Origin of the sequence: Kribbella sindirgiensis (assembly GCF_004331435.1) — a bacterium.
In the GTDB taxonomy this organism is placed as follows: Bacteria; Actinomycetota; Actinomycetes; order Propionibacteriales; family Kribbellaceae; genus Kribbella; species Kribbella sindirgiensis.
The window spans coordinates 302,397-314,433 of sequence record NZ_SJKA01000008.1 but is presented as its reverse complement, the minus strand read 5'-3'; the positions used below and the strand labels follow the sequence as shown (position 1 = coordinate 314,433).

At 69.8% G+C, this 12,037-nt stretch carries 13 protein-coding genes; all 13 read left to right on the top strand.

Features of this window, described 5'->3' with window-relative positions; all coding sequences use genetic code 11:
- Positions 1-45 precede the first annotated feature (45 nt).
- The 13 genes from E0H50_RS24875 to E0H50_RS24815 all read left to right on the top strand — a co-directional run bounded on the left by E0H50_RS24875 (position 46) and on the right by E0H50_RS24815 (position 11,953).
- Positions 46-507: a hypothetical protein gene (locus tag E0H50_RS24875; RefSeq protein ID WP_131292653.1), complete on the top strand. Its 462-nt coding sequence runs from the start codon at positions 46-48 to the stop codon at positions 505-507.
- A gap of 52 nt (positions 508-559) precedes the next feature.
- Positions 560-1,294 carry a hypothetical protein gene (locus tag E0H50_RS24870; RefSeq protein WP_131292651.1) on the top strand — a complete coding sequence of 245 codons (735 nt, stop codon included), beginning with the start codon at positions 560-562 and terminating at the stop codon, positions 1,292-1,294.
- Positions 1,294-2,094, top strand: coding sequence for a CpaE/TadZ family protein (locus E0H50_RS24865; protein ID WP_131292649.1), 801 nt, complete (start codon positions 1,294-1,296; stop codon positions 2,092-2,094). The genes E0H50_RS24870 and E0H50_RS24865 overlap by 1 nt, the downstream gene beginning before the upstream one ends.
- Positions 2,091-3,401: a TadA family conjugal transfer-associated ATPase gene (locus E0H50_RS24860; protein WP_131292647.1), complete on the top strand. Its 1,311-nt coding sequence runs from the start codon at positions 2,091-2,093 to the stop codon at positions 3,399-3,401. The genes E0H50_RS24865 and E0H50_RS24860 overlap by 4 nt, the downstream gene beginning before the upstream one ends.
- Positions 3,402-3,405: 4 nt before the next feature.
- A complete protein-coding gene (locus tag E0H50_RS24855; protein WP_131292646.1) occupies positions 3,406-4,311 on the top strand; it encodes a type II secretion system F family protein in 906 nt (301 codons plus the stop codon).
- Entirely contained in the window at positions 4,308-5,228 is a 921-nt protein-coding gene (locus E0H50_RS24850; RefSeq protein ID WP_131292645.1) for a type II secretion system F family protein, read from the top strand. The genes E0H50_RS24855 and E0H50_RS24850 overlap by 4 nt, the downstream gene beginning before the upstream one ends.
- 113 nt (positions 5,229-5,341) lie before the next feature.
- Complete coding sequence (locus tag E0H50_RS24845) at positions 5,342-5,560, top strand: hypothetical protein (protein WP_131292644.1); 219 nt, start codon at positions 5,342-5,344, stop codon at positions 5,558-5,560.
- Positions 5,557-5,973, top strand: a complete 417-nt coding sequence (locus tag E0H50_RS24840) for a TadE/TadG family type IV pilus assembly protein (RefSeq protein ID WP_131292643.1) — start codon at positions 5,557-5,559, stop codon at positions 5,971-5,973. The genes E0H50_RS24845 and E0H50_RS24840 overlap by 4 nt, the downstream gene beginning before the upstream one ends.
- 8 nt (positions 5,974-5,981) lie before the next feature.
- Positions 5,982-6,437, top strand: coding sequence for a TadE/TadG family type IV pilus assembly protein (locus E0H50_RS24835; RefSeq protein WP_131292642.1), 456 nt, complete (start codon positions 5,982-5,984; stop codon positions 6,435-6,437).
- Positions 6,427-7,206 (top strand): TadE/TadG family type IV pilus assembly protein, encoded by a 780-nt coding sequence (locus tag E0H50_RS24830; RefSeq protein ID WP_202868312.1) that lies wholly within the window; start codon positions 6,427-6,429, stop codon positions 7,204-7,206. Before E0H50_RS24835 ends, E0H50_RS24830 begins: the two co-directional genes overlap by 11 nt.
- Before the next feature lie 19 nt (positions 7,207-7,225).
- A complete protein-coding gene (locus tag E0H50_RS24825) occupies positions 7,226-7,870 on the top strand; it encodes a hypothetical protein (protein ID WP_238151185.1) in 645 nt (214 codons plus the stop codon).
- Positions 7,871-7,978: 108 nt separating this feature from the next.
- Positions 7,979-8,926, top strand: coding sequence for a hypothetical protein (locus E0H50_RS24820; RefSeq protein ID WP_131292641.1), 948 nt, complete (start codon positions 7,979-7,981; stop codon positions 8,924-8,926).
- Positions 8,927-8,947: 21 nt separating this feature from the next.
- Complete coding sequence (locus E0H50_RS24815; protein ID WP_131292640.1) at positions 8,948-11,953, top strand: AfsR/SARP family transcriptional regulator; 3,006 nt, start codon at positions 8,948-8,950, stop codon at positions 11,951-11,953.
- Positions 11,954-12,037 lie beyond the last annotated feature (84 nt).

Below are 12,037 nucleotides of genomic sequence, written 5' to 3'. Positions count from 1 at the left end.
AACCGTTAACGATTTACGCCCACCGGCCCGCCTAGGATCAAGACCATGTGGGAGAAGTTCGGTGACTCGGAGTGGAACATCCCCCAAGCACGCAGCTCAGTGGCCCAGTTGCGGCACCACGCCGGGGACGGCCGGGAGTACGACGGCATCGAACTGTTCCTGGCGCTCTGCGAGTACCTCGACCGGCTGCACGGCGAACACGGGTTCGACTACTTCTTCACCGGCTCGGAGCAGGCAGCGCTGGCGGCCGTGGTCCAGGAGGTCCGCGGCCCGGAGATCGAACCGGACCCCGAGACCGACCGGCTGGTGCAGCCGGTGAACGCCGCCGTCACGCTGGTCGAGGGGCGGGAGCTCGTCATCTGGCTGGAGGGACAGCCCGACTGGCAGCGTCAGATCGGCCTGTGCCTGCGCGCGATGTATGCCTATCTAGACCAGTTGTACGGCGGACCGGGCACCTTCAACCAGCTGCTCAAGCCGGCCGAACTGAAGCGGGTCGCAGCGCGGTAACGGCAGTGGCCTCCTGGCACGAATGGCACCTCGCTGCCATTACGGTATGCGGGTGAGTCTCTCGTCCTCCACGCGTAGCTCTTCCCAAGGCGCCCGGGCAGCGGGCCGATCGACGGGCGGCGGTTCGACCCGTCTCCCGAGCGGCCGGGAACGGCGTCCTGCCCTGGCCGCGCTCGCGGTCATCCTGATCCTGCTCGGCGCCGCCGGATCGGCGCTGATCGCGCTGAACAGCGGCAACCGCTCCGGCTTCGTGGCGATCTCCGCCGATGCGCTGGCGCCGGGCCACAAGCTCGAGGAGAAGGACCTCGCGCGGGGAGACCTGGCCGGTGCGACCCGTGGCCTGATTCCGTGGTCCGAAGCGCAGAAGTACATCGGCCGCTACACGAAGACGTGGCTGTACGAGGACCAGTACCTGACACCGGAGAACCTGACCGGGAAGGACGAGCAGCCGATCCCGGCCGGTGGCGCCCTGGTCGGCGTCAGCCTGGAGGCCGGGCGCGCGCCGTCGGACGGGCTCCTGGTCGGCGACATCGTCAAGGTCATCCGGGTCCCCTCGGCCAACGCGGAGGGCGCCGCGGTGCCGTTGGTCAGCGCGGCCGAGGTCACTTCTACGGCCGGCGCGATCACCGACAGCAAGACGAATTCGAACAGCTCGCTCAACGTGACGATCCTGATCCCGGCCGACGACATCACCACGGTCGCGGCAGCGGCCGCGGCCAAGACCCTCGTGCTGGTGAAGCTGGCGCCGGGCACCAAGCCGGACGTCGCGCGCAACGGGGCCAACTGATGGCGCTGGTGGCGCTCGCGAGCGCGAAGGGCTCGCCCGGCGTGACCACGGCCAGCCTGGTCTTCGGTGCGCTCTGGCCGCGGCAGGTGCTGCTTGCGGAGTGCGACCCGGCCGGCAGCGATGTGGCGATCCGTATGACCGGACCGGGTGGTGCCGGACTCAACTCCGATCGCGGCCTGGTCAGCCTCGCCGCCGCGAGCCGGAAAGGGCTGGGGGACGAGGTCATCCTCGCGCACAGCCAGCAGCTCGACGGCGGTCTCGACGTACTGCTCGGTGTGCGCTCGCCGGAGCAGGTCGGCGGTATGGGCGGTCTGTGGCATCCGCTCGGCATCTCGTTCAACCAGATGCAGAACGGCGACGTACTGGCCGACTGCGGGCGGATCGGCGCGTCGTCGCCGCAGTTGCCGGTCATCCAGTCCGCGCGTCTCGTCGTACTGGTGTGTACGGCGACCGGCTCGTCGGTGGCGCACCTGCGGGAGCGGCTGTCCACGCTGGTGCACCATGTCGACGCACAACTCGGCGTGGTCGTCGTGGCCGACCCGAAGCAGCGGGACGGCGTGAAGCAGGTGTGGTCCGTGCTGGACGCCATGTCGCTGCCGGTGCGGCACCGCTGGCACCTGGCGTACGACCCGGTCGGTGCGGCGTTCTTCGACGGGCGTGGTCACGGCCGGCTCGACAAGACCCAGCTGATCCGGTCCGCGAGCGCCATCACCGCGGAGATGGCCGCCCTGGTCTCGGCTCCGCCGCCGCAGGACTTCGACATGGCGAACGCGGCGTTCCCGCCGGGTGATTACCGGTGAGCGCTGATCAGGAGCTGGTGCGCAAGCTGCGGGTGCAGGTTGCGGAGCGGCTGAACGAGCAGCGCCGGCGTGACCAGGTGAACGGCGTACCTCCGATGAGTGCGGAGGACGAGCGGGAGTACGCGCGGTCCCTGATCGTGCAGGTGCTCGAGGACCACGCGCGGTACGAGCTGGCCGAGGGCCGGACGCCGCCGACGCCGGACGACGACGCGCAGATCGCCGGCGCGATCCACTCCGCACTGTTCGGGGTCGGCCGGCTGCAGCCGCTGATCGACGACCCCGAGGTCGAGAACATCGACATCAACGGCTGCGACCAGGTCTTCGTGCAGTACGGCGACGGTCGCGAGGAGACCCCGGGACCGGTCGCCGAGAGCGACGAGGAGCTGGTCGAGCTGATCCAGGTACTGGCGGCGCACGCCGGTCTGACCAGCCGGCCGTTCGACTCGGCGAACCCGCAGCTGGACCTCCGGCTGCCGGACGGGTCCCGGCTGTCGGCGGTGATGGGCGTGACGTCCCGTCCCGCGGTGTCGATCCGGCGCGCCCGGCTCGGCAAGGTGTTCCTCAAGGACCTGGTGGGCAACGGAACCATCTCCGACGACGTCGGCTCGTTCCTGCGGGCCGCGGTCGCGGCGCGCAAGAACATCATGATCGCCGGCGCCACGAACTCGGGGAAGACGACCCTGCTGCGGGCGCTGGCCAACGAGATCCAGCCGCACGAGCGGCTGATCACCGTCGAGCGCTCGCTCGAACTCGGTCTGGGCGAGTTCAAGGACCTGCATCCGAACGTGGTCGCGTTCGAGGAGCGGCTGCCGAACTCCGAAGGCGTCGGCGAGGTCAGCATGGCCGACCTGGTCCGGCGTTCGCTGCGGATGAACCCGAGCCGGGTGATCGTCGGTGAGGTGCTCGGCGACGAGATCGTGACGATGCTGAACGCGATGAGCCAGGGCAACGACGGCTCGCTGTCGACGATCCACTCGAACAGCTCGATGGAGGTGTTCAACCGGATCAGCACGTACGCGATCCAGGCCCGCGAGCGGCTGCCGATGGACGCCACCCAGATGCTGATCGCCGGCGCGCTCGACTTCGTCGTCTTCGTCCGCAAGCACAACGACTACTCCCGCGGCGGCGGCCTCAGCCGGTACGTCGAGAGCATCCGGGAGGTCACCGGATGGGACGGCCGGGTGCTGTCCGGCGAGGTGTTCGCACCGGGACCGGACGGCCACGCCGCGGCGCACGCCCCGATCGCGTGCATGGACGAACTCGAGCACTTCGGGTACCAGCCGCTCGTGCACGGAACGTGGGCGTGACGCGATGACCGACAGGACACTGGGAGCGCTGCTGTGCGGCGCGTTGGTCGGCGGCGCCGTGATGCTGCTGATCGTCGCGATCCGCGGGACCCAGCCGAAGGACGAGACCCCCTCGCTCTTCCGCAACCGGAGCATCGAGGGCCGCAAGAACATGGTCCGGATGGGCGCCGGCGTCGCCATCGGCCTGCTCGTGCTGGTGGTGACCCGCTGGCTGGTGCTCGCGGTCGCCCTCGGCCTGCTCGCCGCGATGGCCGACCGCTTCTTCGGCGGCACCGGTGAGGAACGCCGGGCGATCGACCGCCTGGACGCGCTGGCCACCTGGACCGAGGCGCTGCGCGACACGATCGCCGGCGCGGTCGGCCTGGAGCAGGCGATCCCGGCCACGGCCGTGAACGCGGCGCCCGCGATCAAACCCAGCCTGAACCTGCTGGTCGACCGGCTGCGGATCCGCGAACCGTTGCCGTCGGCCCTGATGCGGTTCGCCGACGACCTGGACGACCCGTCCGCGGACCTGATCGTCGCCGCCCTGGTGCTGAACGCCCGGCTGCGCGGTCCCGGTCTGCGCGAGGTGCTGAGCGCCCTGGCCGACTCGGCCCGCGAGGAACTCGACGTACGCCGGAAGGTCGCGGCGGAACGTCGTTCGACCCGGCGCAGCGTGCAGGTCGTGGTGGCGATCACGCTCCTGATGGCGGCCGGTCTGGTGCTGTTCAACTCGGCGTACATGGCGCCGTACACGAGCTTCGTCGGGCAGGTCGTGCTGGCCGTCGTGATCGGGCTCTACGCGGTCGGACTGCTGTGGCTGCGGCGGCTGGCCAAGATCGAGGTACCGGACCGGTTCCTGATCGGCATGACCGATGACCAGCGGCACAACCGGTCGGGCGACGACCGGATGGAGGTGGTGAGCGGATGACGTGGGCCTTCATCACCGGCGGGATCGCCGGACTCGGCGTGTACGTGCTGGTCAGGATGTTCATCAAGCCGCGGGCCAACGTGCTCTCGACCATCGCGCGGATCGACGCGGGCCGCGGCGGTTACACCAGCGGCGCCACCACCAGCGCCGCCGGCGAGCGGGTGCTGGGCGGCGTCGACCGGGCCCGGCAGACCCTCGGCCGCCGGCTCGAGCTGGAGGCGAACGCGCGCGGCTGGGCGTTCGGCAAGTTGCGCCGCGACCTCGCGGTGATGAACCAGCCGTTCGCCGCGATGCTCGCGACCAAGGTCCTGTTCGCGCTCGGCGCGATGATCTTCATCCCGATCGTGCTCTTCCTGGCCGCCGAGATCGGGATCAGCGCGCCCGGCGTGGCCCCGGCGATCGTCACGCTCGCCTTCATGGCGCTGGCGTTCTTCCTGCCCGACCTGACGCTCCGGCAGCAGGCGGAGGCGCGGCGGCGCGACTTCCGGCACGTGGTCGGCAGCTTCCTGGACCTGGTCGCGATGAACCTGGCGGGCGGCCGCGGTCTGCCCGAGGCGCTGATGACGGCCTCGACGATCGGCGAGCACTGGGCGATGGCCCGGATCCGGCAGGCGCTCGCGAACGCGCGGCTGATCGGCATCACGCCGTGGGACGCGATGGCGCGGCTCGGTGAGGACCTCGGCGTCGAGGAACTGCGGGACCTGGCCTCGGCGCTCGCGCTGGCCGGTGACGAGGGCGCGAAGATCCGGTCGTCGCTGCTCGCCCGGGCCGCGTCGCTGCGGCGCAAGGAACTGGCCGACGTGGAAGGCAAGGCGGGTGAGCGGTCGCAGTCGATGCTGGTCGCGCAGCTGGTGATGATCTCGGCGTTCTTCCTGTTCCTGGCCTTCCCGGCCGGCGTGGCGATCCTCGGAAGTTAGTCCGGACAGTGATTGGACAAAGGGATGAGGGCAAGGGATCCGTTGGACGGAATGGTCCGTCGAACACGGCATACTGAGGCCTGCTTCGGCCTCACGAACTGGAAGGCATGCGGATGACCTCGGAGTTGATGTTCTGGCGGGCCATGGCCGGCTACGCGGTGGCACGGGCGCAGGCCCAGCGGGCCCGCGCGAAGCAGGGGAACACCGAACTGGGCGCCTCCGCACTCGAGTGGGCGATCATCTCGGGCATCCTGGTCGTCGCCGCGCTCGCGATCGGCGTCGTCGTGAAGCGCGTCATCGCCAAGCACACCGCGGATATCGAGAAGGAATGACGAGGGCGCGGAGACGGTCCGAGCGGGGCGTCAGCACCCTCGAGCTGTCCATCCTCGCGCCGGCGATCATCGCGCTGATCTTCGTCTCCATCCAGACCGCTCTGTGGCTGTACGGGCGTTCCGTCGCGCTGAACGCCGCGGAGGAAGGCGTGTCGCGGCTGCGGCTGGTGCAGCCGCTGGTCTACACCCCGGCGGTGGGGGAGAAGGTGCGCGCGGACGTCCAGTCCTACGCCCAGCAGCTCGGCGGTACGACGCTGCAGAACGCCACCGTCCCGTTCCCGGCGTACAACGACCCTGAAGGTGTGGTCTCGTTCACGGTGACCGGCAAGACCGTGTCGCTGGTGCCCGGCCTGGAGCTGAAGGTGACCCGGACCGCCACCGGACGGATCGAACAGTTCGAAGCCGACAAGTGAGCGAGCAGATGACGAGCAGACCGTGGTCCCGCGGGCGGCACCGCCGCACTGGCGAGCGCGGCACGATGGCGCTGGAGATGGTGATCCTGGCACCCGTGCTGCTGGCCCTGTTCATGTTCCTGCTGGCCTGCGGACGGTACTTCCAGACGTCCTCGCTGCTGGAGAGCGCGGCCCGTGACGCTGCCCGGGGCGCCAGCCAGGCGCGGTCGCTGCAGGATGCGCAGGCCCGCGTCGACAACGCCGTCAGTACGACGATGAGCCAGGCGGTGGCCTCCTGCAAGGAGTCCGCGGCGGGCTCGATCACCACCGGGTTCGCGGCCGGCTCGCCGTTGTCGGTCGAGGTCTCGTGCACGATCAACTACCGCGACCTCGGACTGCTCGGCCTGGGCGGCGACACCAAGATCACCAAGCGGTTCACGTCCTCGATCGATCCGTACCGGGGGGTGCGCGGCAATGGCTCCTAGGAACGGCGCTGGCAACGCCCCTGGGAACGGCCCTGAGCGCTCTCGCTCGCGGGTCGTCGAGTTCTTCCGGATCGATGCGCAGCGCAACCATCGGCTGTTCGCGCGCGGCGCGCTGAGCCCCGCCGTCGCGATCCTCGCGGTGATGATCTTCACCCTGGCCGGTCTCGTGATCGACGGCGGCCGGCAGCTGGGCGCCCGGTCCCGTGCGGTCGGCTACGCGCAGGAAGCCGCGCGCGTCGGCGCCGCGGCCATCCAGCTGAACGTCGCCGAGGCGAAGATCGACACCGCCAAGGCGGCGGCCGCGATCACCGAGTTCTGCGGGCAGGTGCGGTCCAACGACCCGGCGGTCACCGCCTGCGGGCCGACCACGCTGACCGACAAAGAGGTCGACATCCAGGTCGACATCGCCAACAAGACGACGTTCCTCGGCCTGATCGGCAAGACCTCTCTGAAGGCCAGCGGCACCGGACAGGCGCACGCCGAACAGGGCGTCGAGAAGGCGGACGACAGCCCGACCATCCCGCCGATCGTCGTGAACTCGACCACCGACGGCCCCGGCGGCCCGATCGACACCCCGCGGCCGCCGACCATCGACCTGCCCTGCCCGACCTGGACCCTCGGATCGCCGACCCCGATCTGGACCCTGTCGCCGTTCCCGTTCCCGGCCTCCTGCTCGCCGAACGTGACGCCGACGCCGACCCCGTCCGACACCCCGCCGACCGGCGAACCGTCAGGCCCCACCAGCAGCGCGCCGTCGAGCGGGCGCTAGACACCGGAGGAATCAGTCCGTGCGTAGGTTTGCCCTCCCGGCCGTTGCCGTCGCCGGTGTCCTGCTGCTGAGCGCCTGCAGCAAGGACACGAACGACGGCGGCCGTCCTGTCCCGGTCGGCGGCGAGTCCGGTACGACGACGTCCAGCACACCGTCCACCGCACCGTCCTCGGAACCACCCGCGACCACCGCGCCGGCCACCACGGCCAAGCCGACCGCACCGACCGCGAAACAAGTCATCGTCCAACCAGGGAACTTCGCGTCCAACCCCGCCGTCCAAGGCCTCGTGACCAGCTACCCGCTCTACTTCCAGGCCCTGGTCACCAAGGACGACACGATCCTGAAGAAGCAGTTCCCGTCGTTCTTCTACGCCGACGTGTCGCAGGGCATCCAAGATGCCAAGCGCAACGGCTGGGTGATGAGGCCACCGGGCAGCGTGGTCGTGGTCGGTGCCAAGAGCACGCCGGACAACACCGTCGCGGTGCAGACCTGCCGCTCGCAGACCACGCAGTACTGGGACCCGAAGACGCGGAACTGGACCGTGGTGACGCCCAAGGGCTCACCCGAGGTCATCGAGATGATCAAGACGGGGATCGGCTGGATGCCGTACCGCCTGGCCACCAGCAAGGGCGTGAACTGCGGATCCGTACGCTATCCGGCCTAGGCCAGAACAGCGATTTCGAGGTTGCGAAGAGGTGACGGGGTACTGGGTACCGGGCATGATGCCCCTGGTCGAAGATAATCTGCCGGAAGACGAGTCTGGGGAGTGAGGATGCACAACCGGGTAGGCCGCACACTGCTCGCCTTAGGTGCTGTACTCGCACTGCTCACAGCAGTTCCCGCCTCCACGGCGTCGGCGGACACCATCCAGACCGGCAACAAGGTCTGCAGCATGTATGTGAACTCGGTCGGCTTCGGTGCGTACTGCAGCTCCGGCATGGCCTACACGGGCGGCGAGCCGCCTCCGACGTGGCGCGAGCGACTGCGCGGCCGGCCGTTCGTTCCCTGCCGCGACTTCGAGATCCCGAAGGGGATCAGGCTGCCGCAGGCGCCGGACGGCAAGACGTGGGTCATGCGGATCACGATCGCCGACTACACGCTCGACAGCTACAACGGCGGCCCTGAGGCCCACCTGGAGAGGGCGTACGTCGCGGTCAACGACCAGGAGCGCGCCCAGTGCCCGTTCCCGGACTACATGAGCCAGTTCTGGTGGCCTTTCAAGAGCACGTACCCCGCGCCGGCGCTACAGATCATGCCGACCTACACGCCGCGCGTGAACATCCCCGCCTACTTCACCCTGACCCCCGACAGTTCGATGGCGGTCAAGAGCGACACGGGGACGTACACGCCGGAGGAGATGACCAGCGGGTACTTCGACCAGACGCACAACCTGACGATGCGCGGCATGGTCGTGGAACTGACGATCGACCCCGGTGACGGCACGCCCCCGTTCAAGTGCCCCGCGGGTGTGACGCCGGTGGACGACCCGGACGGGTACGACCAGTCGAAGGATCCGAACGATCAGGTCAACCCGTGCAAGCACATCTACAAGAAGTCCAGTGCGAGTCAGCCGGACGGTATGTACACGGTGAAGCTGACGATCACGTGGGAGGTCTCGTACTGGATCGGCAGGGCCACGGGATGGCAGCCGATCGGTAAGGCGAACGTGACGGCCGTGCAGCGTCTGCCGGTGCAGGAAGTTCAGGCCATTGGTGGCTGATGGTGGGGGTATGGAGGAGCGATGGTAAGGACGAATGAGCCGGCGCAGGCGGCGCGGTTGCCGCAGCGGCGGTCGGGGAGTCCGGGCGCGGACCGGCTGAAGGGCTTCGTCGCGCTGCTCGCGATCCTGGCGATCGTCGGCGGTGTGCCGTACGTGCTGCTGCGGTTCTTCGGTACGCCGTGGCCGGACACGATGCCCACCAAGAGCATGCTGTTCAGCGAGCTGAGCATCGAGACGGTGCTCGGCATCATCGCGTTCTTCATCTGGCTCGCCTGGCTGCACTTCGTCGTCTGCCTGATCGCGGAGGCGGTCGCCGAGGTCCGCGGTCACGGGCTATCCCCACGCGTCCCGCTCGGCGGCGGCTCCCAGGCCCTGGCGCGCCGGCTGATCGGCACCGTCGTACTGATCGCCGCGGGTGCGGGTGTCAGCCTGCCGGTCGCGAGCGCGGTCACGACGGGCGGCCCGGCCGCTCCGACCTCGGTGAGCGTGCAGCACGAGTCCTCGACGTCGTCGTTCCGACAGACCGAAAAAGCCAGCACGGTGCTCAGCGGCAGCCACCAGCAGTCGAAGACGAGTGTCGGCGTACGGACGAACAACGACCACAAGGGTCAGGTCGTCAAGTACACGGAGGTGCGTCCGCCGTCGGGCCGGAACTACGACTGCCTGTGGGACATCGCGGAGCGGTACCTCGGTGAGGGTCGCCGGTACAAGGAGATCTACGACCTCAACAAGAACAAGCTGCAGCCCGACGGCCGCCGGCTGACCAACCCGGACCTGATCCTGCCGGGCTGGCAGGTGCGGCTGCCTGCCGACGCGAAGGGCCCGGGTGTGCACACGGTCCGGGTGAGCATCGGCGACCCCACGACTACGAAGAAGACCACCGCCAAGCCGGTCAGCACGAAGACGCTTCCGGCCAAGCCGAAGACCCAGGTCGAGAACAAGACCGAGACCCGGACGACGCCCGAGCAGAAGCCGGTCGGCCCGGGGCGTTACTCCGAGCAGGGCATCGAGAAGCCTTCGTCGGTCGGGATCGGTACCACGAAGAGCGACCCGGGCGCGAAGAACGTCAAGCCGGGGCAGCCGAACGTCACCGTCGAGCCGCACGAGCCGGGGACCGGTCGCGAGCACGGCGAGCCGGCCGGCGGCGGTACCCAGGTGCCGGAGGTGACTCCGGTCGCGGCCGACGACGGCGGGATCAGCCTGAAGGACGCCGGGATCTTCGGCTTCGGTGCGACGCTGCTCGCGGCCGGTCTGGCGTTGGCGCTGAAGCGGCGCCGCGGCTGGGCGCAGGGCCCGGGCCCGAAGGCGGCCGGCCACCGGCAGACCGAGATCGGTTTGCGGCTGGCGTCGGACGTTCCGACCGCGCAGTTCGTGGACAACTCGCTGCGCAAGCTGGGCGCCGACATGACGCAACTGCAGCGGCCGATGCCAAAGGTCGTCGCAGCCCTGGTGACCGACCGGTCGCTCACGCTGGTTCTCGACCCGTACGGCGTGCAGCCCGAGCCTCCCGGTCCGTGGCAGGCGATTGCCGAGGGCACCCGGTGGACGCTGCGCCGCGGGTATGGCCCGAGCAGTGAGGTCAACGCGCCGGCGCCGTACCCGACGCTGGTGACGGTCGGCCAGAACGCCGACGGTGCAACGGTGCTGATCGACCTCGACACCGCGAACGGGATCGTCGCGTTCGGCGGCGTGAACAACGCGTCCCGCGACGTGGTGGGTTCGCTCGCGGTCGAGCTGGCGACGAACCTGTGGTCCGAGGGCGCGCACATCAGCATGGTCGGGTTCGGCGACGACCTGTCGTCGCTCGCGCCGGCGCGGCTGAGCTACTGGATCCGCCTCGACGACGCGATCGCCGGGGTCGAACACCGGACCGAGGCGCAGCTGCAGGGCTGCCAGCGGCGGAACGCCGGCTCCGTGGCGGAGGCCCGGATGACGCATCCCGACGCGGCGCTGTGGGGTCCGGAGATCATCTTCGTGTCCGCGCCGCCGTCGCCGGAGGAGCAGGACCAGCTGAACCGGCTGGCCGCGGACACCAAGCGCAGCATCTCGGTGGTCGTGGTCGGCGACGTCATGAACTCGCCGTGGCGCTTCGTCGTGGACGAGAAGCGCCAGGCCGTCTGCCGGCTGCTCGGCCTCGAGGTGGACGCGCACAGCGTCAACCCGGAGCAGTTCGCCGACCTGGTCGCGCTGTTCGACGCGGCCGAGACGGACGCCCGCGACAAGCGCCGGTCGGAGCAGGACATGCCGGCGTACGAGTTCTCCACCACCGACCTGAGCCGGCCCGCGCCGGTGGAGGTCGACCTGCTCGGCCCGGTCGAGGTGGACGCCCGCGGGGTCATCGACGACGGCCGGGTCACGCTGTCGACGGAGATCATCGCGTTCCTGGCCAGCCAGGACTACGGCGTACACCCGAACGTGCTCGCCGGGGCGATCTGGCCGCGCGGCATCAGCGAGGAGCTGCGCGACGCCGCGCTGGAGCACACCCGCCGCTGGGTCGGCGTGGACGCCATGTACGCCGACGAGTCGGGCCGCTGGATGCTGAACCGCAGCGTCGTGCGGGTCGACTGGGACGTGTTCCGCACGCTGGCGAAGCAGGCGACGATGATCGATGACCCGCGGGTCCCGCTGTCGACGGCGCTGAGCCTGGTCCACGGCCCGGCCTGGTCGAACCTGCCCGGCGGCCGCTACTCGTGGCTCGCCGCGTCCGGGATCGAGCGCCGGATGGCGGAGGCCGTCGTCGACGCCGCACTGCGGCTCGCCGAGGCGTCCCTCAGCCACAACGACGGCAACCTGGCCCGCACCGCCCTCCAGACCGGCCTCAGCTTCTCGCCGGCCTCGGAGGAACTGTGGCGCGCCACCCTCCGCCTGGCCGCCCACTTCGGCACCACCGCGGACGTCACCAACGTGGCCGGCCAGATGTACGCCGCCCTCACCAAACACGGCGCCCCCCGCGGCCCCGAACCCGAAACCGACGCCCTCGTCGACGAACTCCTCCCCGGCTACCACCGCCCCGCCCAGGTCGCCTGACGCCCTTCCCCGACAACCCTCCAACTCAGTGGGCAGCCCCCGAGTTGGAGGGTTGCCCATTGAGAATCTGAGGGGGCAACCCTC